22 protein-coding genes and 1 pseudogene are annotated in these 24147 nt (G+C 56.9%); 9 read left to right on the top strand and 14 right to left on the bottom strand.

What is annotated here, in order from left to right; all coding sequences use genetic code 11:
- Positions 1-388: 388 nt before the first annotated feature.
- Positions 389-1300: a LysR substrate-binding domain-containing protein gene (locus HBO41_RS29290; RefSeq protein WP_010171799.1), complete on the bottom strand. Its 912-nt coding sequence runs from the start codon at positions 1298-1300 to the stop codon at positions 389-391.
- A 250-nt stretch (positions 1301-1550) separates the two neighbouring features.
- Here HBO41_RS29290 and HBO41_RS29285 point away from each other — a divergent pair, with 250 nt between their 5' ends.
- Positions 1551-2966, top strand: coding sequence for a cytosine permease (locus tag HBO41_RS29285; protein WP_017139661.1), 1416 nt, complete (start codon positions 1551-1553; stop codon positions 2964-2966).
- Positions 2967-2995: 29 nt separating this feature from the next.
- On the opposite strand, the gene HBO41_RS29280 is transcribed toward HBO41_RS29285, so the two are convergent.
- From HBO41_RS29280 to HBO41_RS29265, 5 genes and pseudogenes are all read right to left on the bottom strand, one after another.
- Positions 2996-4528: a sensor domain-containing diguanylate cyclase gene (locus tag HBO41_RS29280; RefSeq protein WP_017139662.1), complete on the bottom strand. Its 1533-nt coding sequence runs from the start codon at positions 4526-4528 to the stop codon at positions 2996-2998.
- Positions 4529-4709: 181 nt separating this feature from the next.
- Positions 4710-4811: pseudogene (locus HBO41_RS29635) on the bottom strand (LysR family transcriptional regulator); the annotation flags it as partial.
- A 117-nt stretch (positions 4812-4928) separates the two neighbouring features.
- Positions 4929-5903 carry a hypothetical protein gene (locus tag HBO41_RS29275; RefSeq protein WP_143521814.1) on the bottom strand — a complete coding sequence of 325 codons (975 nt, stop codon included), beginning with the start codon at positions 5901-5903 and terminating at the stop codon, positions 4929-4931.
- A 127-nt stretch (positions 5904-6030) separates the two neighbouring features.
- Positions 6031-7071 carry a DUF4917 family protein gene (locus HBO41_RS29270; protein WP_099548751.1) on the bottom strand — a complete coding sequence of 347 codons (1041 nt, stop codon included), beginning with the start codon at positions 7069-7071 and terminating at the stop codon, positions 6031-6033.
- Positions 7072-7266: 195 nt separating this feature from the next.
- The gene (locus HBO41_RS29265) at positions 7267-8160 is read right to left on the bottom strand and encodes a LysR substrate-binding domain-containing protein (protein WP_169988761.1); all 894 of its coding nucleotides are present in this window, start codon (positions 8158-8160) and stop codon (positions 7267-7269) included.
- 94 nt (positions 8161-8254) lie between these two features.
- On the opposite strand from HBO41_RS29265, the gene HBO41_RS29260 reads away from it, so the two are divergent.
- On the top strand, positions 8255-9424 hold the full coding sequence (locus HBO41_RS29260) for an MFS transporter (RefSeq protein ID WP_099548750.1): 1170 nt from the start codon (positions 8255-8257) through the stop codon (positions 9422-9424).
- Positions 9425-9432: 8 nt separating this feature from the next.
- Here HBO41_RS29260 and HBO41_RS29255 read toward each other — a convergent pair whose 3' ends face one another.
- The 4 genes from HBO41_RS29255 to HBO41_RS29240 all read right to left on the bottom strand — a co-directional run bounded on the left by HBO41_RS29255 (position 9433) and on the right by HBO41_RS29240 (position 11982).
- Positions 9433-9915, bottom strand: coding sequence for a GNAT family N-acetyltransferase (locus HBO41_RS29255; RefSeq protein ID WP_099548749.1), 483 nt, complete (start codon positions 9913-9915; stop codon positions 9433-9435).
- Positions 9916-9989: 74 nt separating this feature from the next.
- Positions 9990-10349: a hypothetical protein gene (locus tag HBO41_RS29250; RefSeq protein ID WP_099548748.1), complete on the bottom strand. Its 360-nt coding sequence runs from the start codon at positions 10347-10349 to the stop codon at positions 9990-9992.
- Entirely contained in the window at positions 10350-11324 is a 975-nt protein-coding gene (locus tag HBO41_RS29245) for a hypothetical protein (RefSeq protein ID WP_099548747.1), read from the bottom strand.
- A gap of 193 nt (positions 11325-11517) precedes the next feature.
- The gene (locus tag HBO41_RS29240; protein WP_169988759.1) at positions 11518-11982 is read right to left on the bottom strand and encodes a MarR family winged helix-turn-helix transcriptional regulator; all 465 of its coding nucleotides are present in this window, start codon (positions 11980-11982) and stop codon (positions 11518-11520) included.
- Between the two features lie 97 nt (positions 11983-12079).
- Between HBO41_RS29240 and HBO41_RS29235 the strand changes: the two genes are divergently transcribed.
- A complete protein-coding gene (locus tag HBO41_RS29235; protein WP_169988757.1) occupies positions 12080-12448 on the top strand; it encodes an antibiotic biosynthesis monooxygenase in 369 nt (122 codons plus the stop codon).
- A gap of 32 nt (positions 12449-12480) precedes the next feature.
- The gene (locus tag HBO41_RS29230) at positions 12481-12939 is read left to right on the top strand and encodes a hypothetical protein (protein ID WP_099548745.1); all 459 of its coding nucleotides are present in this window, start codon (positions 12481-12483) and stop codon (positions 12937-12939) included.
- A gap of 119 nt (positions 12940-13058) precedes the next feature.
- Here HBO41_RS29230 and HBO41_RS29225 read toward each other — a convergent pair whose 3' ends face one another.
- Positions 13059-13598 carry an AAA family ATPase gene (locus HBO41_RS29225; RefSeq protein ID WP_099548744.1) on the bottom strand — a complete coding sequence of 180 codons (540 nt, stop codon included), beginning with the start codon at positions 13596-13598 and terminating at the stop codon, positions 13059-13061.
- 829 nt (positions 13599-14427) lie between these two features.
- On the opposite strand from HBO41_RS29225, the gene HBO41_RS29220 reads away from it, so the two are divergent.
- The 4 genes from HBO41_RS29220 to HBO41_RS29205 all read left to right on the top strand — a co-directional run bounded on the left by HBO41_RS29220 (position 14428) and on the right by HBO41_RS29205 (position 19565).
- A complete protein-coding gene (locus tag HBO41_RS29220) occupies positions 14428-15168 on the top strand; it encodes a helix-turn-helix domain-containing protein (RefSeq protein WP_099548742.1) in 741 nt (246 codons plus the stop codon).
- A 209-nt stretch (positions 15169-15377) separates the two neighbouring features.
- Positions 15378-16874 carry a TolC family protein gene (locus HBO41_RS29215; protein WP_099548741.1) on the top strand — a complete coding sequence of 499 codons (1497 nt, stop codon included), beginning with the start codon at positions 15378-15380 and terminating at the stop codon, positions 16872-16874.
- Positions 16871-18025, top strand: coding sequence for an HlyD family secretion protein (locus tag HBO41_RS29210; protein ID WP_099548740.1), 1155 nt, complete (start codon positions 16871-16873; stop codon positions 18023-18025). The genes HBO41_RS29215 and HBO41_RS29210 overlap by 4 nt, the downstream gene beginning before the upstream one ends.
- Positions 18018-19565, top strand: coding sequence for an MDR family MFS transporter (locus HBO41_RS29205; RefSeq protein WP_099548739.1), 1548 nt, complete (start codon positions 18018-18020; stop codon positions 19563-19565). The genes HBO41_RS29210 and HBO41_RS29205 overlap by 8 nt, the downstream gene beginning before the upstream one ends.
- Before the next feature lie 218 nt (positions 19566-19783).
- Here the strand turns inward: HBO41_RS29205 and HBO41_RS29200 are convergent, their stop codons facing one another.
- Together HBO41_RS29200 and HBO41_RS29195 are read right to left on the bottom strand one after the other, a co-directional pair.
- On the bottom strand, positions 19784-20158 hold the full coding sequence (locus HBO41_RS29200) for a tautomerase family protein (RefSeq protein ID WP_099548738.1): 375 nt from the start codon (positions 20156-20158) through the stop codon (positions 19784-19786).
- A 6-nt stretch (positions 20159-20164) separates the two neighbouring features.
- Complete coding sequence (locus tag HBO41_RS29195) at positions 20165-20500, bottom strand: carboxymuconolactone decarboxylase family protein (RefSeq protein WP_099548737.1); 336 nt, start codon at positions 20498-20500, stop codon at positions 20165-20167.
- 109 nt (positions 20501-20609) lie between these two features.
- Between HBO41_RS29195 and HBO41_RS29190 the strand changes: the two genes are divergently transcribed.
- Positions 20610-21497 (top strand): LysR substrate-binding domain-containing protein, encoded by an 888-nt coding sequence (locus tag HBO41_RS29190; RefSeq protein WP_099548736.1) that lies wholly within the window; start codon positions 20610-20612, stop codon positions 21495-21497.
- Between the two features lie 763 nt (positions 21498-22260).
- Here the strand turns inward: HBO41_RS29190 and HBO41_RS29185 are convergent.
- Positions 22261-23661, bottom strand: coding sequence for a J domain-containing protein (locus tag HBO41_RS29185; RefSeq protein WP_099548735.1), 1401 nt, complete (start codon positions 23659-23661; stop codon positions 22261-22263).
- Positions 23662-24147: the final 486 nt, after the last annotated feature.

The raw sequence follows: 24147 nt of genomic DNA, 5'->3' as shown, positions 1-24147 counted from the left end.
CCACCGCACAACCTGTGGGAGCCGGGCTTGCCCGCGATGGCGGTGTATCAGGTGGCACATTTGCAGCTGGCCCACCGCTATCGCAGGCAAGCCAGCTCCCACATTTTTTGCCCTGTGTTCCAGTCCAAGCACCGCACAACCTGTGGGAGCCGGGCTTGCCCGCGATGGCGGTGTATCAGGTGGCACATTTGCAGCTGGCCCACCGCTATCGCAGGCAAGCCAGCTCCCACATTTTTTGCCCTGTGTTCCAGTCCAGGCACCGCACAACCTGTGGGAGCCAGGCTTGCCCGCGATGGCGGTGTATCAGGTAGCACATTTGCAGCTGACCCACCGCTATCGCAGGCAAGCCAGCTCCCACAGGTGATTTTCAGTGTTTATCAGAAGGTATTCAGCCAAGGAGTCTTGCGAGTTCTTCGCGGCAGTAATCCACAAACAACTGCACCGGCTTGGTCAACGGTGCCCGTCGCAACCAGACGGCGGATAATCCTGAACCGGTGACCGTTTCCGCCAACGGCACACACACCACCTTCTGCCCGTCATAGGTGTACTCGGTAAACGGCTTGGTCACCAAGATCGAAAAGCCAAACCCGCGCCCTACCATGCCGCGCACCATCTCGATGGACGGCGAGCTGAACACGATATTCGGCGTTAACCCGCGTTCTTCAAAGATGCTCACGAAGTAGGTCCGGCTCGGCAGCACATCGAGCAAAATCATCGGTTCCAGCACCAGGTCCGCCAGCGACACCTTGGCCTGCTGCGCAAAGCGGTGATCGGCCGGCAACAACGCATAGGGCTGCTGCGGCGGCATCAATGGCGTGGTTTCGATGGTGCCGCCCAGGTCGTGCTCAAACAGCATCGCCACATCGATACTGCCGGCAGTCAGCGCCTGCACCAGCTCTTGCTGCTCGCCGTCGCGAATGCGGATTTCCACCCCAGGCCACAGCGCCTTGAACCCCGCGATCAAGCGCGGCAAATACAACGGTGCCACCGTCTCAAAGCAGCCGATATCGATCTGCCCCGCCACCACATCATTGTCGGCCAGGGCGTTTTGCTCGAACTCATGGGCTACCCGTAGCAACTCCAGCGCCTTGCGATAAAAGCGCGCGCCGCTGGGGGTGAGTGAAACGCCCTGGGCGTGATGACGGATAAACAGCTGCACACCAAAGCTGTCCTCCAGCTGCTTGATCGCGGTCGACACCGAGGGCTGGGCGATATACAGCTTGCGCGATGCCTCGGCAACGCTGCCGCACTCGGCCGTGGTGACAAAATATCTGAGCTGGCGCAGGTTATAGGCAGCCATCGGGACCTCCAGAAACGTGGGACTTCGCCCCAAACAAGTGCGTAAAAATCGGCTTTTTCACACTGATTCAAGACCATGCAACATACCGGAGCAAAAATTCCGGTGAGCTATATTTTTTAAGGTCTATAGCAACAAACTTACTAATTTACCTCCCTGCGCCCATTGCAGATGATCACTCCAACAACAAAGCGCCGCCCACGCTGCGCACAGCGAAGTACGTCAACGTACTCACCTTGCCTTGGAGTTCGTCATGGTCACCACTGCAACATCCTCCGCCCCGCTTATCGAAAAACACACGATCGGATACGTGCCCCCCGAAGACCGCCATGGAAAGGTAAGAGACCTGTTCACCCTGTGGTTCGGCGGCAACATCGCGCCGTTGCCGATCGTGACCGGCGCGCTGGGCGTGCAATTATTCCACTTGAACCTGGTGTGGGGCATCGTCGCCATCCTGGTTGGCCACCTGGTCGGCGGCGTGCTGATGGCGCTGCACTCGGCCCAAGGCCCGCAAATGGGCATCCCGCAAATGATCCAGAGCCGTGCGCAGTTCGGCTCCTTGGGTGCCCTGCTGGTGGTGGTGATCGCCGGCGTCATGTACATCGGCTTTTTCGCCTCCAACATCGTGCTGGCGGGTAAATCCCTGCACGGCGTGGTCGACAGCGTGCCCGTGCCCGTCGGCATCGTGATCGGCGCCATTGGTTCCGGCATCATCGGCATCATCGGTTACCGCTTTATCCACGTGCTCAACCGCATCGGCACCTGGGTGCTCGGCGCCGGCATCGTGCTGGGTTTTGGCTACATCTTCACCCATGTGCAGACCACCGACTTCCTGACCCGTGGCAGCTTCAACATCTCCGGCTGGCTGGCCACCGTATCCCTGGCGGCGTTGTGGCAGATTGCTTTTGCGCCCTACGTGTCCGACTACTCGCGCTACCTGCCGGCCGACGTACCGGTGGCATCGACCTTCTGGACCACCTACCTGGGCTCCGCCCTCGGCTCCAGCCTGGCCTTTATCTTCGGCGCCGTCGCCGTGCTTGCCACCCCGGTGGGCATGGACACCATGGACGCAGTAAAACTCGCCACCGGCGCCATCGGCCCGTTGATGCTGGTGCTGTTCTTGCTCAGCGTGATCAGCCACAACGCCCTCAATTTGTATGGTGCGGTGTTGTCGATCATTACCCTGATCCAGACCTTCGCCTACCGCTGGATCCCCACCGCCAAAAGCCGCGCAGTGATCTCCACCCTGGTGCTGGCCGCGTGCGCCATTGCTGCCGTGTTCGCCTCCAAAGACTTCATCGGCCACTTCGTCGACATGGTGCTGGTGCTGCTGGTGGTGCTGGTGCCGTGGACGGCGATCAACCTGATCGACTTCTACGCGATTCACAAAGGCAAATACGACATTGCCTCGATCTTTCGCGTGGATGGCGGGATTTATGGCAAGTACAACCCACAGGCGCTGCTGGCCTATGCGATCGGGATTGCAGTGCAGATTCCGTTTATGAACACGCCGCTGTATGTAGGGCCGATTTCCGAGCACATCAATGGCGCGGATTTGTCCTGGGTGGTGGGCCTGGTGGTGACGTCACCGCTGTACTTCTGGTTGGCCAGTCGAGACAGTGCTTATAAGCGCCGGATGGACGGCGGGAAATTGGTGAGCGGGGTTTAAGCAAACCGACTGAAGCGGGCTGGCCCCGTTCAACTGGGGTTCAATGGTGAACCCCAGTCACCAGCCCCCGTCACACACTGGTTACGACCCGCCGCCTTGGCGCTGTACAACGCCTGATCCGCCACCTCCACCAACCCTTGCAAGTCCTCCAACTGAACCCCGGTGGCCGTCGCAATGCCGATGCTTGCCGTCAGCCGCCCGAACGGGCTGGTGCTGTGCACGATGTTCTCTTGCTTCAACCGGTCGAGAATAAGCTGGGCCACCACGGCGGCGCCGTCAGCGTCGGTGTCCGGCATGATGATGCCCATCTCCTCGCCGCCATACCTAGCCACCAGGTCTAACGGCCGCCTTACGCACGCCTCGAAGATTCTGCCCACCGTCTGCAGGCATGCGTCCCCTGCCACATGCCCGTAAGCGTCGTTAAAGCGCTTGAAATAGTCGATATCGATCATCAGCAATGCCAGCGTCGTGCCCTCACGCTTGGCGCGCAGCGCCTCCCTGGCGAGGCTCTCATCAAAGCAGCGCCGGTTTGCCAAACCCGTCAGCGCATCCTTCATCGCCAGCAACTCAAGCTGTCCGTTGGAGGTGAGCAACTGCCGCTGGGTTTCACGCAACTGATCTTCAGCCTCGGTGCGCCGACGGATATCCAGGATCAAAAACCAGCCGATAAGACCGGTAAGCCCCAGCAGCCCCGCCACTACCACCGCCGACAAGAGCGCCTCGGTGCGCCACGCGGCGAGGGCTTCGTGCTTGCCGATTGCCACCGTGGTGATCAGCGGCAGCCGGTCGCTCTGGCGAAAGGCGTAGAGCCGCTCCACGCCGTCCAGGCTGGAGGTAAAAGAGGCGGTGCCGACTGACTGATCAACCAGGTACTTCACATAGATGGGCGACTTGGAAAAGTTGCGCCCCATGTCCTGCTCGCGAAACGGATAGCGAGCCAGCAACGTACCGTCTGTGTGGGACAAGCCAATCGCGCCGTCCTGCCCGACATCGATCTTGCCAAACAAGCGCAGGAAGTTTTCGATGCCTAAGGTCACCGCCACAACACCGGCAAAATCACCCTGCGAATCATTGAAACGCCGGCTGATGGTCATCACCCATTCCTGATTCGACCGGCTGATAATCGGCGGGCCGATAAAGATCTCGTGGGAAGGATCGTCACGGTGATGAATGAAATAGGCACGGTCTGTGCTGTTGGCGCCCGCAGGAATCGGCCGGTTGGAGGACATCAACCAGTGCCCCTGTTTATCGTAGATCGTGACACCACTGAGTTGTGGCATCAGCGGCTGCTGGCGGTTGATCAATGTACTTAGCCGCTGAATCTGCACCGGGCCGCTGCCTTCGGTTTCCAGACGCTCGACCAGCCCGAGCAACAGCAGCGCACTTTGGCGCACGATGCCTTCGGAATAAGTCGACAGCGCCTGGGTAAGGTTCAGGCCATGGACGTCCACCTCCTGCAGGGCGCGATCTCGAGAGGCAAACACCTTCCAGACCGTCAATGACCCCAGGGAGCAACCGATAACGGCCAGCAAAAGCACAACCAGGTGGGTATCACGCTTCACATTGCTACCTTTGGCAAGCACGGTTTTCCATAACAGCGGACAGTGGACCTGGGCACCGGCGGCAACCATTCGCCCTTTTTCGCGGGCAAGGATACAAGCAGTTATAAACCGGCGCAGCAACAGATTATGCGCACGAGAACGGTTCATATTGCCGCGCCTCATGGCGCCCCCGAGCCGACGCTTACAACTGATGATGTTCGAGCAAAAAGTCCACAAACAAGCGCACTCGCGCCGGCATCGCCGCGCCGCCGACGAACACCGCGTGAATCGGCTCAACGTCGCCGGAATACTGGCGAAGCTGCTCAGCTTATGGAGGTCGAGAAAACCTGGAAATAGTTGGAGCGGGCTCTGCGTGATGAGATGCCTACTACCCGATCAAACAGGTTTCTCGCTACCCACACTAAAATACCTTGATGGTAACCAAGCCCTTGTGGGTGAACCATTCCTCAACTTTACTCACGTCCTTAATCGAGGTACCAGTAGCATTAACCCACAACTTCCGTAACCATCTATTTTTTTGCTCAACAGAAACATTAATCGGAACCTCCATTTTTTGCAGAGCAGTTACCACCCTACTCTCTACTTCTTCCTCGGCTTTTGCGACATTGCAATATTTCGCGTCGAATGCAAAGGCTATTCGTTGAACGACCCCTAATAACAGCAGTGAGTCTGGCAGGCTGATATCAGCTCTGGAACCCACTATCGGCGCAGGACTACTATAATCCCGTGACATCCCGAGAGATTTGAGCGTGGTGCTTACTGCAACATTGTATAGATCCAGACTGTACTGATCGAGAATACCCCCGCCGTGCGCCAAAGAGTTTCTAACTGATTTGAAGTAACGATACCAGTTCAGAAGCCCGTCTAAAGACGCTACATTCGAAGCGTTTTTTTTCATAAAAGCTGGTTGAACTTGACATTCCAGTAAAGCTGAGCGGATGAAAGCTCCAGGAGCATCTAGTTTTATCCAGTTGGTGTATTTTTTATTTATATGCCCTCCAGGAAACTGAAAGGACTCGGCTTTAATTTTCAAACCTGCTGCAACAAACATATTTGCAAAATCACCACACCACTCCTCGAACATCATAATCCCTTGCATCAATGTCATTTCAACAAAGTGATTTTGATGGTCGACCCAAGCGCAAGAAGCAATGTGCTTTAGATCAATACCGGGTATATCGGGAGTATCTCCCAGCAAGTGTCTTTCAAGACGTCTCCAGTCAGTCTTTTCGTTGAGGTTTTTTAAGACATTGGCCGAATTATATAGCGACCATAGCCCTCCGTAAGCACCCAGTGTCACGCTAGTTGATTTACCAATCTGTTTGCTTAAAGATCGAGTAAGAGGAAGAAAACATAAAATAGCTGTGCTGCTCATCACCACCCTCCTAAAAATGCGGTGCTGCCTTTCGCATAAAGCGCACCGTCTCAAATTTTTTACTTCAACGCGATTCTCTTCGAATATGGAGGCAGGTCTATTTTTCGGCCCGTATGCGCCCCTTCCCTTAAAAACGCTGAGAGCCTTGGGAGAACCTATGAGTATTGACTGGGGTTCCCGGGTGAATCCAGGAGCCAGGGCTTTCGCAATCAAAGAATTCTACGATGACGGCACCCAAATACTGTTGAATGGTTTCATATATACGATTGCAATATGCCTGGTCTTTTCCGAACACCGATACGGCAATTCTATTAATACTTGTTCCTCTTAAATTCTGTAAAATATGAAGGTCTTGCTCGCCCATGGCCCAACCAAAAATGGTAAGTTTTATTCGAGGCGTCTTCAACACTTCTCGGTAAACCGTGGAGAGGTAGAAACTGCTCTGTATGGATCTGATTTTCTGCTGAAGGGTTCCCTCGCTCACGAACAATGGCACATACGTTTCGCTAGCCCACAAATCCAAAATCTCATTCAAGAGGGCATTCCCTCCACCGCTAATTTTGTATTCCTGCTCCGTGATGTCCCGGCACAGCGCTAGGTTTCCGTGTGGATAGAAGACTAGTGTATTGGTCTGCTCCGAGATTCGATCACGATAGACGCGCCAGTTTTCAGCGAATGAACCACTTTTGAAACAATCCTTGAAAATATGGGAGCGCTGCATATCAAAATCGTGCATCATCGCCCAATAAACTAGCAAATCATAGTTCAGCGATAAAACCGTATTAAACTGCTTCAGGAAGCTATGCATGTGCGGCAGATGCTTGCTAACCTCCTCGTAAGCAGGGTGAATATCACGTACCGCCTGAATCAAACAATTACGAACATTCAAATAGGCTTGACGCGTACGGCGATCTTGTATTGCAAGTGCTTTATTAACCCTTGCGGCTTGCCAGACCAATCGAAGGATTAGTTCAAAGTCATCGGTTTCAAAACGTGAGAAAAGTGTCTGCACATCTTCTTCGAAAAGATGATTCTGACGGACATGTTCAAGGAGTGAGGCATATCCGAAATTTCTGGAAACTGCCATGCTCGCGCCATTGCCTAGAAGTAATGCGCCATGGCGGTAGTTGTTAACGATGCTTTGCCATTGATGAATGATGTGAGCCACTGATGATTACCCTGACTAATAGTGCACGAGGCAGAATACAGATACAGCGAATTATAATTCCAACAACACTACCCGTACAGCCATCCGCTCTTTTCGTGGGCAAGGATACAAGTAATTATAAAACGGCGCAGCAACAGATTATGCGCACGAGAACGGTTCATATTGCCGCGCCTCATGGCGCCCCCGAGCCGACGCTTACAACTGATGATGTTCGAGCAAAAAGTCCACAAACAAGCGCACTCGCGCCGGCATCGCCGCGCCGCCGACGAACACCGCGTGAATCGGCTCAATGTCGCCGGGGTTCCAGGCTTGCAGCAGCGGTATCAGCTCGCCGCGCCGCAGGTCTTCGCTGACGGTAAACTCGCCGATACGCGCAATACCGGCCCCCACACGCGCAAGCTGTGCCAGCGCCTCACCACTGCTGCATTCGATGTTGCCGCCGACCTTGAGGGAGAACGCCTGGCCGTCGCGGCTAAACGGCCAGTGGGGTTCGGCACGCCGAAAGTTGAAGCGCAGGCAATTGTGCCGCAGCAGGTCTTCGGGTTGCTGCGGGGTGCCGTGGCGCTGCAGGTACTCGGGCGAGGCCACCACCACCTGGCCGGTGTCGCCGAGCCTGCGCGCGGTCAGCGGGCTATCGGGCAGATGGCCAAAGCGTATCGCCACATCGGCCTGGCCGCCGAGAATGTCGACCACCTCGTCGCCCAGGGTAAGGTCGACCACGATGTTCGGGTAGCGCGCACTGAAGGCGGCCACCAAGGGCACGATCGTCATGCGCCCATGGCCCAGGGCGGCGCTGACCCGCAACCGGCCCCTCGGCACGCCCTGGTCGGCAATCGCTTCTTCCACCTCGTCCATATCGGCCAGGATACGCCGCGCCCCGCGCAGGAACGCCTCGCCCTCGGCAGTAAAGGTGATCGCCCGCGTGGTGCGCAACAGCAGCCGCGTGCCAAGGCGTTGTTCGGCCCGCGCGATGATCCGGCTGACCGCCGACGGCGTAAGCCCCAACACGCGCGCAGCCGCCGACAGGCTGCCCTCCTGCGCCACGCTGGCGAACACCAACATCTCCCCTGACCTGCCGTTGAAGTCCATTTGTGCCTCTTACGCAAAGGTGATTGTCAAAAACGCCATCTACCGCCTTCAAAGGCTGGATCGTAGCATTGGCGGCATAGATAAGGAGCTTTCCATGCGTATCAATCCACCTTTAGTTGCACTCGCCATGGGCGCCTTTGGCATCGGCGTCACCGAATTCGCCCCCATGGGCATGTTGCCGGGCATCGCCGCCGACCTCGGCGTCTCGATCCCGGCCGCCGGCCTGTTAGTCAGTGCTTACGCCATGGGCGTGCTGCTTGGCGCGCCACTGATGACCCTGACCACCGGCAAGATCCCCCGGCGCTACCTGCTGATCGGGCTGATGGCGATTTTCACCCTGGGCAACCTGATGTCCGCCCTGGCCACCGACTATTACAGCCTGATGATCGCCAGGGTCGTGACCTCACTGAACCACGGCGCATTCTTTGGCGTGGGCTCTGTGGTCGCCGCCAGCGTGGTCGCCCCGGAGAAACGCGCCGGCGCGGTGGCCGCGATGTTTATGGGCCTCACCCTCGCGACCATCGGCGGCGTGCCGCTGGCCGCCTGGTTTGGCGAACTGTTCGGCTGGCGCACCGCCTTCTGGGGCATTACCGGCCTCGGCGTCATCGCCATGGCCGCGCTGTGGTTCGCCCTGCCCAACCTCAAGGCGCCGCCACACGTCAGCGTGATGGCCGAAATCCGCGTACTGGGGCGTGGCCCGGTGTTGGGCGCACTGGCCCTCACCGTCATCGGCTCGGGCGCCATGTTCACCGTGTTCACTTACATCGCGCCGATTCTCAGCAGCGAAACCCACGCCTCCACCGCCTACATCACCGCCATGCTCGTACTGTTCGGCGTAGGCCTGACCCTCGGCAACCTGTGGGGCGGCAAGGCGGCGGATCGCTCGATAGACCGCACCTTGATCGTGTCGCTGAGCGTGCTGATTGTGGTGTTGCTGGCGTTTACCGTGCTGATGCGCTGGCCGCTGCCGGCGGCTGTGGCCATCTTGATATGGGGTGTGGCCAGTTTTGCCCTGGTGCCGCCGTTGCAGATGCGGGTGATGGAGGCGGCAAAGGACGCGCCTAATCTGGCGTCGGCAGTGAATATTGGGGCGTTTAACTTTGGCAATGCGATTGGGGCGGCGTTGGGCGGTGTGGTGATTAATGCCGGGTGGGGCTATCCGGCGATTTCGTTGGCGGGTGCGGGGATGGCCGGGTTGGGGTTGTTGATGGTGGTGGGGTTTGCTTGGCGGTCGAGGGCAAGGGGGGTGTTAGCCGTCAATTAGGCATCCAGCTAGCCAGCTGGGCCAATCGCCGGAACACTCCGGCGAACATAATAATGGTCGAATTCACTGCTTTCGATGAATTGGAAACCATGGCGGATGTAAAAGCGATTCGACGCACTGTCCTTGAGAGCACCCACTTTAATGGGGAGTGCAGCTGCATCCGCCTCTTTGAAAATTTGAGTGAGCACCGCAGACCCTACACCTGATCCTTGCGCGCCCGGCCTCACATACAAATGGTCGAGCAAGAGTTCATTGTGGTGATGCTTGACCACTACGAAACCGACCCTCTCGCCAGATGCCTCGATGTGGCGTGTGGTGCGAGCTTCAAAACCGCTAACAAACCGCTCGCGCGCACGCACTGGATCAAATCGCCCAACACGCTCCAGGCTTTCGCGCATGGCCTCAATTCGAATGGCTACCAGATCATCCAAGTCACTTTCTTGAGCCTGGACCAACATGATTGGGGAATTTTGATCGGGTGTGACCGGCATAGTCTGCGCTCGAACTAGGATCCTGGGACGGCCAGTATAGAGAGCCTGGCATGAGCCGCCACATCCGAGGGGAATTAGCGTGATATCAATAGCCAACTGATACACATGACGGTAACGGATGTGAAAGCAATCAGTGTCGGAATGACCATCCAGTACTTGAGATGTCGTGGGATTTTTTCAACGTCCTCAACCCGTACTAAACGCCTCCATTCAAATATTCTTGGAATAAGAATGATGATAGCCATGGCAACCAGCCGCTGGGGCCTTCCATCAAAGGGTGCATGACGAAAAATATCCCTGTGCACAGTGATGTAAGCACTGCCCTCCACGTAGCGCTCTGCAGCGTCGAGCTTTTTGAACATGGCACAAAAAACCAGCGGGAGGCTTAATATCATGACGACCCCAGCGCACATGCCGATATATTCAAAGACCATTTAATCCCCCACCGTCCTATAGAGAAATTTCCCTGTGCCTTCTCCCAAGACGCTTCCGGCTTTACCTGCGGCAAATCCACCTGCGGCACCGCCGACAATGGCACATGCCAACGCTCCGGCACCCGCTGTGGGTATGCCAAAAACAATCATGCAGGCGCCGACACCGATAGGCGCCCCAAACGCCGCGCCCACAGATGCACCACCCACCCCCAACACCAATTTTCCCCCTTCAACATACTTCGCCTGCGTACACTCTTGCTCACGCCCTGTGGAACACGCCTCCGTTATCTCCAGCGCCGTCGCCCCAACATCCAACGCTATGCCAATGTAAGTCCCCTTCTTCAATATTTGCGAGGCCTTGGCTAAACGTTTAACCCTTTCCTCATACCCACGAATGTCTCCATGGTGCCAATAGCTTTTACTGGAAATCCCTAACATCTTTTTAATCGAACCTTCGTTTCTCAACCCCGTACCAAAGCGCGCCATGCCCGAGATTTGGCTATCCAACTTGGCAAACAGCGCCCTTCGCTTAACCAAAAACTCCTCCCTTGCCCCAGTGGTGCCTTTGCTCAAGTACTGCTTATGCAAACTCTCGATTTCGATAAGGGTCTTCTCGACTTGCGCCAAATGCTTGCTCCATGCACTGCTGGCACTGCCGATGCCAAGGGACGAATAGGTCAAGATGGCCTGCAACTGATCATAGTTTTTGATCAGAAATTGGTCAGTTGCGGAGTGCGCCAACAGGGCGAGCTTTATATTTTGCGCCGAGCGCATCAGCTGTGCCTCTTCAGCGGTGCAAGCGGCGGTTCGGCTATCCCCGATGATCACCAATTGCCCCGGCAACACCACCGTGTTGCGGATGTGCTGGTTGAGGGTGTCGAACTTGGTGTGTGAATACGGATCAAGCGCCAAGCTTAGTTTAAGCAATGGATAAGGCTGGGGATATTCATTGATAAATGCGTAGGGTCCCTGCATGCGTGCACCTCCAAGTGGCTGAGGCGCACGACTATAAGAAGGCGCCACAGCGGAGGTAAGACGTGTATCGGGGTGTTTTTAACGTTTCAGAAACGGACTACTTCACTCTAAGTACATGCCTACGCACTGGGCATAAAACGGGGTCAGACCCTCAGGGATTCTGACACGCTGGATTATGCTGAGGCTGGCCGCGTCAGTCGGCCTGGTCATCCTCAAGCCTATTGCGCAGGTGGTTTAGAACCTGATGGGTAGTCTGGATAGCATCGATGTCCGCCCCCTCCGCCAGCTCATTAATCCAGGGCGTCTGAAGATTCATCGCCAGATCGAATGCTTCTCTTCCAGCTTCAGTCAGGACAACCAACTGCGCTCTGCGGTGGTGTGGGTTTGGCTGAAACTCCAGCAGTCCATCATTCACCAGATCGTTAACGATCCGCTGAACGTTTTGCCGATTTGCCCCCATGTCGCGAGCAATCCATGAAACCGGTTGTGCTCGTTCGGCGTACACAATAGTACCCAGTAGTTGCCAGCGGGCGCTTGTCAGACCTAGCTCTGCGACGAGTCGATCGCCTGCAGTAAGCAGACGCGCACTTGCTCGAAAGATCTCAAGAACCAGATCGCTCATGGCGCGTCCTGCGGGGGTGTAGTTTGTCTTTTTCATGGCGCGAATCCTTCCACGTTGACACCATGATGTCAATCACAGTAGGTTTGGAGCGTGAAACCCAAATTGTCATCATGATTACAATGTAGAGGTCGCCATGCTTTCTATTCGCCCCCTTGATCCGATCGTCCCCATCACTCAACAGCTGCATTGCAGCGAAGCTCCAGTGGTATTGATCAACCTCTTCACTGTCGACGCAGACGATATACCTGACCTCCTTTGCGCATGGGAGCTGGATGCCAACTGGATGAAACAACGTGCCGGTTTCATCTCCACGCAGCTTCATCAGGCCATCGGTGGCAGCAACATGTTCTTGAATTACGCCGTATGGGAATCGGTAGAGCGGTTTCGCGATGCTTTCAATCATCCGGAATTCACCAATGCCTTGGCGCGGTATCCCTCAAGTGCCTTGGCCATGCCGCATCTGTTCACCAAGGTAGCTGTGCCGAATATCTGCACGGCCTGAGTATTAACCAACTGTCTGACGGTATTAGATAAATGCTTAGACGATTACATTTGATCTCCAGCACGCTGGCACTGATGTGCATCGCCACCTTCTTTCTGTCGACTATTTTTGTCGAACTCATCGGATCCGGACGCTCGATAGCCTCACTCAAGCACCTGATCGTGAGTCCCGGGCTTTGGATACTGGTACCGACAATGATTGCGACCGGTGCAAGTGGAGTGCTAATGAGTCGGAAACGACAAGGACGACTGGTCGCCTTGAAGAACAAACGCATGCCATTCATTGCCGCCAATGGCCTGTTGGTTCTGATGCCGTGCGCCATTGTGCTTAACCAATGGGCGTCGGCGGGAATCTTCGATACGCGTTTTTACTTCGTACAGTTAATCGAACTGATCGCAGGGGCCACCAATCTTGCATTAATGGGGCTGAATATGCGTGACGGCCTGCGCCTCAGCGGCCGACTGCTGCGGGTTGAACGTCACAGACAGTAAGCTGAATACTTGCTCCCGTTTGTCTTAAAAAGCTGGGCCGGAATCCGCCGTTTGTGACCGACAGCTATCGGCCAGAAGCAGCCGCTCGCAATCGGTAGCTTCCATACCGCAGCCGTCGATCAATCTCGTGGAATCTGACCGCTCAAATAGGCAATGCTCGAAAGAAACACGCTGGTATCTCGATTAGAGCGCAGGCGAACGACGCGGCATGTTGATGGCGCTGTCGCCACCAGCTGCTGCATATTCACCCGCGCTGTTTTTTTCGTCCGCCACATAAATCTCAAAAACTCTGGCAGATTCGCCAGCAGTTCGGGGCAGTTGTCCGGCAAATCGGGCCGAGAGCTGCCGCGCTGGAGCAGCGTTCTTCGCAGCACACGCCAAAATCGAAGCGTCGCCGAACGATCAATCCAGATCAAAAGATCTGCGCGCGCTACCCGATTCTTCCAAGTAACGGAATGGCCGCCTTCGAATATCCAGCGATCACGAGCCTCGACCTCGGAACACAGGCGCGTTTTCTCGTCCCGGCTTCGTTCAACCCACCCTGGCTGCCAGTGGATAGTGTCGATATGAACGACAGGTAAGCCCGTGCGCAGACCAAGCTCACGCGCCAAAGTGCTTTTGCCCGACCCAGGTTGACCAATAATCATCACCCGCCGCATCTAAGCTCCTTCTCGCCATACGCGCTATTTTTTGGGGGCGGCGATTTTACGTCAACCTCCTACTCCGTCAACAGGCAGCAAGCCAAGACTTGATTGTCTCGACGGTCCGCTTTGGGTCGATAGTTGCAACTCAGTGAAGGTGGAAAAGCCTCAAGATCAAGCGTGAGGCTTTATCACCGTCGGCCTCATATAGACCGTGTAATCCGGCCTGATCGGTGAGTTTGTGTAGATTGAAGTGGTTGTAAAACGCTTGGCCCAGTCGCTGATGCTCGAAGCTTCCTTGACTCCAAAGCCGGACGAACTCCTCATAAGCGGCGCATTCGATCTGCAACGAGGAATCATGTCCCATGTCAGGTTCCTATCATTAGAGGGACTCAAGCGTACTAGCTGCCTATCAGCCCTTCCAGCTCGGCCTTTCCAATCAGAAAGTCAGTTATCGGCCAGTTTCTACCGTTCGGATTTTATGTCGCCACTAGACGCGAAATGGTCTTCTCGTTCACTCGGTTCGGCCCGCTGGCCAGTACCAGCGCCGATATATTGTTGCTGGTGCGATTGCAGTTAATTATATATGAGCCAGTTAAATAACCAGTAAAATCATATTTGTTAGTTTTTTATGCTGAAAATAATGATTTTTTTGAGATACTTTGCAATTGGTTTTTGTCTGTTTCGTTTAGTGTTTGATCTAGCGAGCGAGCGTTAACGGCAGCTTCTGCGGCCCACTGTCGTAACTGTCGAAAAAAGGAGAAACCGTCATGATGCTCAAGGATCCGTCCAGCACATATCGCCATTTTAATACCGTGGACTTGCCTGCCCGAGGTACCTTCCTGCGATGATCGCGCACACCGCATTGGCGGCGCTCGCTGGTGACTATGGTCATGGCGACATAGTGGCCTCGCATCGGCATGAAGAAGGTCAACTGGTTTATGCCATTAACGGTGTGATGCTGGTATCGGTCGTCGGGACCACTTGGGTGGTGCCTTCCGGGCATGCGCTCTGGGTCCCTGCGGGGGCGGAGCACCAGATCCGCATGACCGGCGAGGTGCGCATGCGCACCCTGTTGATCTCGCCGGGCGCACACCGGGCGTTGACGGAGGAATGCCACGTTCTCAAGGTTTCGCCGTTGCTGCGGGAGTTGATCATCGCCGCGGCCGATGAACATGACACTGAACCCGCTCTGTTGCGCCATGTGCAGATTGTCGAGCTGATTTTCTCGGAGCTCGACATTGCGCAGAGGGTGCTGGCGCATGTGCCGATCCCTGATGAGCCAAGGCTCAAGTCGCTGTGTGCCGAGTTTATCGACAACCCTTCACAGGAGTCGAAACTGGAGAGTTGGGCGGTGCAGCTCAATATGAGTTCGCGCACCCTGGCGCGGCTGTTCCAGAAAGAGTTGGGCATGAGTTACGGGGAGTGGCGCAAGCGCACCCGGCTGCTACTCAGCATGCAACGGCTGGCCTGCGGCGTATCGATCCTGGAGGTGGCATTGGAGCACGGTTACCAGAGCCCGAGCGCGTTTACTGCAATGTTCAAACGCACAATGGGCTACACCCCGAGCACCTGCCGCCTGGTCTGACACCCCGGCGAGCGCGCAACCCCAAGCGTCCATGGCCCCGCCTACAGGCAGGGCCATGTCTTTGCGCGTGCCCGGCCCGTGAGCGCCTGCGATAAGGCGGTCTACAGGCACATTGTCCAAATCGAAACGATGGTTGTCTGGAACTCGGGAGATGCGCGGCCCAGTGCTCTCTTAACCTGTGCGTCTACTTGGCATTCTGGGTTATTTCGATGGGTCCGCCTTTTTTCTGTGCATGGCATGGTCGTCTCTCACTCCTGGGTGTGGCGGTCGTATTGTTGGCGGGTTGTTCCTCTTGGGTCGCCCATATACCCGTGCAGCCGCAGCCGGAGCGCTTTAATGCCCTGAGCCGCCTGCCGCAGGGTGTTTCGGCCCAAGCGTTACCCGACCATTGGTGGCAGTTGTATAACGATCCGAAACTTGACGCGCTGGTGCAGCAGGCATTGATGCATAACCGCGACCTGGCTGCAGCTCAGTCCCATGTGCAGGCGATGTTGGCCGGGATCATGCGGGCCGATGCCGGGCGCTGGCCGTCGACCCAGGCCTCACTGGGCGCCGAGTACGGCAAGACAGCCGATGATCAGACCCTGGCCAAAGCCACGGACAGCCATGCTCCGTCACAGTGGGCGTTCAACCCAGGCTTCGAGCTGGCTTATCAGGTGGATATCTGGGGCCAGGTTCAGCGCAGTATCGAGCGGGCTCGGGTCCAGACGGCTGCAGCGCAGGACGCCGAAGACTTGTTGCGCATCACGGTGGTGGCGCAAACCACTCGCGCTTATGTCAATGCCTGCGCCATGGGCGCACGCGCCAGGATTCAGCGCCATTCGATGGATGTGGTCGGGCACAGCTTGGCGTTGATCGACCGGCAGCGTCAGGCCGGTGTGGTGACAGATCTCGAATACACCCGGATGCAGGCCTTACAGGCTGAAACCCTGGCGCTGCTGCCGATGTTGGAAGCACGCCGGCAAGCTGCCCTGTACGAGCTGGCAATGCTGACCGGCGTGGCGGACCTGGAACAAGGCATTGGCGCGGTGACCTGTGAGGTCGTGCCGCAACTCAATGCCGAGCTGCCGGTGGGTGATGGCTGGCAATTACTGGCGCGCCGCCCCGATATCCGTCAGGCCGAGCGCGCGCTGCAAGCGGCCACGCTGCAAGTGGATATCGTCCAGTCCGACCTGTATCCGAAGGTGACCTTTGGCGCTTCAGTGTCCTCATCCGCCAACAAACCCCATGAGTTGGGAGACAGTAGCGCGCTGGTGTTCGGCGTTGGGCCGCTGATTACCTGGCAATTCCCCAACTGGCGTGTCAATCGCGCACGGGTCAACCAGGCCAGGGCGTTGGAGCGCATGCAAGTGGCGCAATTCGAGGCCAGTGTTCTCAACGCCCTCAAGGAGGTACGCCAGGCGCTTGCGCTATACGACGGCGAGCGCCGGCGCCACGCCGCGTTGAACCAGGCCCTTGTCAGCAGTCGCCAAGCCTACAAATTGGCCCAGTTCAATTACGACGCCGGGTCTATCGACTTTCTCGACGTGCTGGACAGCGAGCGTGAGCTGATCCGCCTGCAGGCCACGCTTGCCGATGCCGACGGCCAGCTGTTGCAGCGCCAGATCGGCCTGTTTCGCGCGCTTGGCGGCGGTTGGCAGTCTTCTGCCTCTGCGACCGCTGCCCTCAGCCACACTTCCGTCAATTTTTCCGGTACCCAGCCATGAATATTGCTGTCGATGAAAAAACCGTTGTCCAGGACGAGCAGCTCATGCATGCGCGCAAGCAACGCCGCAAACGTAACCTTATCCTGCTGGGATGCGTTGTGCTGTCGATCGCGGCGGTAGGGTTCGGGGTGTACTGGATGACGGTTGGCCGTTACCTGGAACAGACCGATGATGCCTATGTGCGTACCGACTGGGTCCCCATCAGCCCGAAGGTCTCCGGGTATGTGGCCCAGGTGCTGGTGGAGGATGATCAGCCCGTCAAGGCCGGGGATGTGTTGGTGCGCATCGAGGACCGCGATTACCAGGCGCGGTTGGCGCAGGCGCGTGCGCAATTGGCGCAAACCCAGGCCTCGGTCGCGGCCCAACAGGCCAACCTGCAAGTGACCGACAGCCTGATCGCCCAGCAAAAGGCCGGGGTAAACCAGGCTGAGGCCCACACCCGCAGCGTGGCGGCCGAGTTGCGCCGCGCGAGCCTTGACCAGCGCCGCTACCAGGGCCTGGTGCGCGAACACGCGGCCAGTGCCCAGCGTCTGGAAACGGCGGCTGCCAGCTACACCCAGGCTAACGCCGCGGTGGAAATCGCCAAGGCCATGCAGCGTCAACAGCAAACCAGGTTGACCGTCGCCATTAGCCGGCGCCAGCTGGCCCAAGCCTCGCTCCAACAACAGATTGCCCGGCGCAGCCAGGCCGAGGCGCAGTTGAGCCTTGCGTCTCATGCGCTGGAAGACACCTTGATCCGCTCGCCCATCGACGGGGTTGTGGGGCAGCGCAAAGTGCGTATTCGCCAATACGTCGCGCCGGGCTTGCCGTTGCTGGCGGTGGTGCCCCTGCAGCAGGCCTATGTGGTGGCCAACTACAAGGAAACCCAGTTGCGCGATATGCGCGCCGGTCAACCGGTGGATATCAGCGTCGACAGCTATTCGGGACGCCAGCTCAAGGGCCATGTGGTGAGCTTTTCGCCAGGTTCCGGGGCCGTGTTCGCACTGCTGCCGTCGGATAATGCCACCGGCAACTTCACCAAGATCGTGCAGCGCTTCCCGGTGAAAATCGCCATCGATGAACATGACGAGGGCGGGCCTATTCTGCCGGGCATGTCGGTGATCACCACCGTTGACACCCGGCCTGGCACAAAGGGCGCGACGCATGACTGAGTCCGTTGAAAAAACTGTCTCCTTTCGCGCCTGGGTGGCGGTGATCGGCGGGCTTTTCGGCTGTTTCATGGCCGGTATGAACGTGCATGTGACCAGCGCCGCGCTGCCTGAAATCGAGGGCTCCCTGGGGGCTACCTTCGAGGAGGGCTCGTGGATTTCCACGGCTTACCTGGTCGCGGAAATCGTGATGATTCCTCTGACGGCCTGGCTGGTCCAGGTGTTCTCGCTGCGGCGGGTGATGTTGGCGGGCTCGTTTGTGTTCCTGGTGGCATCCATTGCTTGCTCCTGGGCGCCCAACCTGGAAGTGATGATCATCATTCGGGTGATCCAGGGTGCTGCCGGCGCGGTGCTGATCCCTTTGTCATTCCAGCTGATCATCACCGAGCTCCCGCCCAGCAAAATCGCAATGGGCATGGCCTTGTTCGCCTTGTCCAACAGCGTTGCCCAGGCTGCCGGGCCATCCATTGGTGGCTGGTTGACCGATGCTTACTCGTGGCGCTGGATTTTTTACCTGCAACTGGCACCGGGCATTCTCTTGTTGCTGGCGGTGGCATGGTCCATCGATGCCAAGCCCATGCAGTTGAGCTTGCTCAAAAGCGGTGATTGGGGCGGCATCCTGGCCATGATCGTCGGCCTGGGGGGCTTGCAGATCGTGCTGGAGGAAGGTGGTCGCAAGGACTGGTTCGGCTCCGATTTCATTGTGTGGGTGTCGTTGATCGCCGGCGTCGCCCTGGTGTACTTCGTGCTGTCGCAGTTGTACGGCAGGCGTTCATTCATCAACCTGCGCCTGCTCAAGAGCTACAACTTCGGAGTGGCCAGTGCGGCGATGTTCATTTTCGGCGGGGCTACCTTCGGCCTGGTGTTCCTGGTGCCCAATTACCTTTCCCAACTGCAGGGGTACAACGCCCGGGAAATCGGCATCAGCCTGATCGCCTACGGCATGGTGCAATTGGTGCTGGCACCGTTCATGCCGCGCTTGATGAAGTGCCTCAGCCCGAAACTGATGGTCGCCAGCGGCTTTTTCATCATGGCGCTGGGCTGCTACCTCGGCGCGCACCTGGACGTCGATAGTGCCGCCAACGTGATCATTCCTTCCACCGTGGTACGGGGTATCGGACAGCCGCTGATCATGGTGGCGCTTTCTGTTCTGGCGGTTTCCGGGCTGGCCAAAACTGAAGCCGGTTCCGCATCCGCGTTGTTTTCCATGCTGCGAAACCTTGGCGGGGCCGTGGGTACTGCAGGGCTGACGCAAATCGTCGCCATGCGCGAGCGCTTTCACTCAGAGCGGGTGGGAGAGTCAATCACGCTGTTTTCCTTTCCCTTGCAGGAGCGCCTGCGCGCCAGCATGGCAGACAGCGAAGACTTCCTATTCAACCAACTGTTACCCGCCCAACAGCAGGTCCTTGAAAGCCTGGTCCATACCGTGCGTCGTGAGGCGTACCTGATGGCCTACAGCGATGCGTTCTATGTGTCCTGTATCGCACTGATCTTGTGTGGTGTAGCGGCCTTGGCATTACGCCAACAATCTGGACGAGCCTAGGTTCAGGCGCACGCTATGTGATCAAGGGAGGATTGGCGACGTCCCGGGCTCGTTGAGCCGTTATTACATCGGCATATTCAATGTCGACACGGGCGTGCGCGTGCCCACGGCCAAAGAGCCGAAAATAGAACGCATTTGTGCGTTGGATCGGCTGCCGGCGCTGTAGCGTAAAAACGGGATCATATTTAACTGGGGTATGACCCCGTTTTACTTAAAGCCTAGTTGCCCCGCCCTCCTCCAAACGACCACTCATCACTGGCCGTCGTGGTGATCACCACCATGACGTCTTCCGCGTTCAACCCCGTCGCCCGCCCCAATTTCTCGACCAGATCACGGTAAAAATGCTGTTTAGTCGTAACACTTCGAGCACGCCCAGCGGTAATCGCGATCAGCACAAAGTCATGGCTACGCGGCCCACCCAGATAGTGGGGATCGAATATCAGCTCGCCGACCTCATGTTGGTGAATGACCTGGAAGCGATCTGTCTTCGGCACTTCGAAGCTCTCGACCAAAGCGTCGTGCAACCCCTGCGACAACGCCTGTAAATACTCGGCCGACTTACCTCGGTGCAGTGAAATCCGTGCAAATGGCATCAGCGCTTACTCCTGGCGTGCTGAAAGGCAAAGCTGTAGTTCGCTCAGCACATTCAGCGCCGAAGCAGCCGTCGGCCAACCTGAATAAAACGCCAGATGGGTGATGACTTCGGCCAATTCATCGGCACACACGCCGTTATCCAGCGCACGTTGCAAATGAAACGGCAGTTGCTCAAGACGGTACATCGCCACCAGCGCAGCCACCGTCACCAAACTGCGTTCACGGGGCTTGAGTTGCGTAGGCGTCCACATGTCGCCGAACAATACGTTGTCGGTCAACTCGGCAAACTTCTGCGGATAGTTGCCCTGGGGTTCTCCCCCAGTGGACGTAGCTGTATTCATGATGTTTTTCCCTCCGATGTCCCGATCTGAAGGATGAAATTATCAAGTCGCAACCCTTCCGAATATCAGATTTAATAGCGCCTACCATCCGGAATTAGTGGACTATTGAATGCGCCGCCCCACCTTCGATCTTGATGTATTGCGCACCTTCGTCACGGGTGTGGAGTTCAACAGCTTTGCCAAAGCTGCGGATCGTCTCGGTCGGTCGACGTCTGCCGTGAGTGCTCAGTTAAAGAAACTTGAGGAGCAGATAGGCACGCCGGTACTGGCTAAATCCGGGCGCGGGCTGGTCTTGACCCCCACAGGCGAATCACTGCTCAGCCATGCCCGCCGGTTACTGGAGTTGAACGACAGCATTTTCCACAGCGTGCATCAAAGCCAGACCGCCGGAACCCTGCGCCTGGGGCTTCAAGAGGACTTTGGCGAACATTTCCTGAGCGATATCCTGCGACGCTTTGTACAGACTTACCCGAGGGTGAGCCTCGAAGTCAGGATCGCCCGTAATGCCGAGCTGCTGACGCTGGTCGAAAGTGCAGCCCTGGACCTGGCCCTGACCTGGGACACCGGGCCTATGTCGCCCTATGCCACGCGCCTGGGCGAAACACCGATGCACTGGATCGGGCCGCGCGATACGCCATTGCTGACCGCCGCTGACGACTCACCACTGCCCTTGATAATGTTCGACGCGCCTTGCGTACTCCGCAGCGCCGCCACCCAGGCGCTGGACGCCGCGCAAATACCCTGGCGCATCGCCCTCACCAGCCCCAGCGTGGCGGGTATCTGGGCAGCCGTCGCCGCTGGCTTGGGCGTGACGTTGCGTACCCGTATTGGGTTGCCGAGCCATCTCAGTGTTGTTTCTGGTTTACCCGTCGTGCCGAGTCTTGGTTATGTGCTGCACAGCGGTGGCGGCGAGCCCACTGCGGCTGCCCGACAATTGGCTGCTTTGATCAAGGCGGGGCTGCAAGAACAGGCGTTTCGGTTCACGGTTACGCAATAATCGAAAGTACGTAAGGGCTCAGTTCGAGTGATGTGGATGGGGAGCGTAACTGAGCAGAATCGGCCAAAAGCTGACGGTGGCTACAGGCATAAATCGACCCCAGCGAACGTCGACAACAATGCAGAAAGTTGAAAGGGCACTTAATCGGGTCTCACGCATCGAGTGAGTCTTGCACGATCTGCTATTAGGCGGCCACGACACTTTTCAACTGGCAGCTGGATCACTACTACGCGGAAGTCGTCCTGCCACGAATTCAAAGTGGCCGCGTCGTAACTCCGAGCAAGGTTCCGTACAAACCACCGAGGTAACTCGTTTGCGCTAAAACGTTGAGACCGTTGATCTTGAAGGTTCCGCAACCCGGTAATGATTGCCGTGCAGCACTGCTTAAACGTCGGCCTCTCGAACACAAAACTCCGGCAACAGGACTTTCGGCCTTCCGGCACGGACATCGGCCGCCGCGTCTCAAATGGGTTTTTGTGTGCGATGCCATGCTCGGCCAACGCCCATTTACGCGCGAGTGCGCCATCATTGATTTCCCACGCCAGGCTCATGGGCACGGTGTGATTCCACCATGGCCGTCCACCACAAAGTGAAAGGGGTTCAATGGGCCTGCGGATGTCATCAGCACGATAAGCTTTTGGTTATCCAGATCAGCAGGCTTCTGGGGCTCACCGTATCGCGCCAAGTAATCAGGCGAGGCGCACAGCACCCGCCAATTGGTGCTGAACCGGATGGCCATGTCTTGCACCTATTCCAGATCTATCTAAAACTCGTCCTCTGAAAGGCCGTATGTCGCAGTGTTGCCGTTAGCAACTTTATAGAGCGTGAGCGTGATTGCGCTGTATTGGATGTTCCGGCTGCTGGTGGTTTCAGTGAGCGTCATTGATTCGGAGCGTGAAAGGCCCCCAGAGGTCAGGTCGCGATACCGAACGTCATAAGCACCGGCAGTGAGATTTTTGATGGTGAAGCGGCTTCGTGCAGGAATGTAAATCTGCCTTGCCGGCCTGGCTACCGCGCCTTGTAGGGAGACGAGTTTTAGAAACACGTCTGAGTTGTTCTGCCCATTGTCGATGGTTACTTCTGAATGGCCGGCTTTGTGCGTTTGTGGCTCATCTACTAGGTAACCGGCAGTACGGGGCCATGGGCGGCCATTGGGCGCGTTTTTTGGCCGCACGTAGGCCGGTTTCTTCGCGGCCGCCTCGCGCTGATTTGCAACGCTTATAGGGCGTTGAGCTGCGTTGGTGCCTGAGCCGTTAGAAGCTGTAACCGATGGAACGGCCTGAGCGGAATACGGCATCGGACCACGCGGAGCGGAATAATGCGTTCCGGACGAATTCATTACCGTGATAATGATCACCGCAGCCACTGTAGCGATAGCGCCGAGATGGATGAAGAATCGGCTGTGAATGAAACCCCAACTACTCTTCAAACGATTGTCTTTGTCGCCGCCAAGTTCGTCTATGAAGGCTTCAAGGTTGCTGGTCAGGCTATCTCTTTCGTTGATCCCTGCCTCAGTGCGGCCAAGCGTCTTAGGGATCTTCTTGCAGTACGTTATCGCGTTTTGGGCGATTGACCGCGCTAGGTCTGGACGACCGGTTGAGTAGAAGTAATATGCTTGGTAACCCAACATTCTGGCGTTCTCCAGCGGTGGATGTGATCCACCGAACATGTTGGTGACCAATGCATGAACCGTGTACAGCGGGCCCCATGGAAATCCCCACCATCCAAGCAGCCAACTTGTTGCTGACGCCTTGAGAGACTGCTTTTGTGCGCAGGGACTGCAATACACGCCAACGATGGGTTTACGAATTGTGAGTAAGAGGAAGCTCTTCACGGAACGGAACACCACTACTCGTGGCTGGGCTGATACCTTGGCGCAGACGGAGCACACGATGGGATCTGGTACTTTAGAGGTCTCGGGTTCTACGGCCCTGCTACGAGTGGTCTGAGTATCGTAATCGGCTTTGGAAGCCGGGTCCGAAAGCACTGCGTACGCCTCATTCAAAAACTGAAATTGCTGAGTCGTGTTGTTGCCAGGGTTGCGGTCAGGGTGCAGCTCCATGGCGCGTCTGCGGTATGCCGTTTTGATCTGCTCGGCGCTGACGATCGATGTTAGACCCAAGACTGCGTAGTAGCCTTTAGGATCGTCCTTATCGTGGTGCATTGAACAGTCCTTGTCGCATTCGTGGATAGGCAGAAAATTGGTTTTGAATCGATGGAGGCTATACCACTTCGAGCCGTGGGCTTGGGGCAGGGCAGGTTTTGTTCAGCGATTGAAGCGGAGTCGCTTTATGAATGCGGCGACATGATAGCTAATTGCTATATTTGCCGTCCAACTGAACCGATTGATGGTCGTTACCGGTTTAAAAGATCGTGAGCTAATACGGGCCGACTTTCACAGGAGCTAACCTTGCCGTCAGTCCGCTTTTGGCCGGAAGGAGTCATTCGAACTCATGTATGCTCGTCTGCTCAACCACATCTGAGAAAGCCCATTGTCCTCCCCTTCAGAATCTCCCAATCATCACTCTGCTTCTTTTGAAGAGGCCGTTGAACAGTTAGCCGAAGATCTGCGAAGAGTAGTCGGCAATCTTGTCCGGGAAGTGCGCAGTGGGTCGGACACACCGTCCTCGGCACAATCTGAAACGCTAGG

It is taken from the genome of Pseudomonas sp. WS 5146 (assembly GCF_012985495.1).
GTDB classification, from domain to species: Bacteria; Pseudomonadota; Gammaproteobacteria; order Pseudomonadales; family Pseudomonadaceae; genus Aquipseudomonas; species Aquipseudomonas edaphica.
This window is presented reverse-complemented; position numbering and strand designations above follow the sequence as displayed.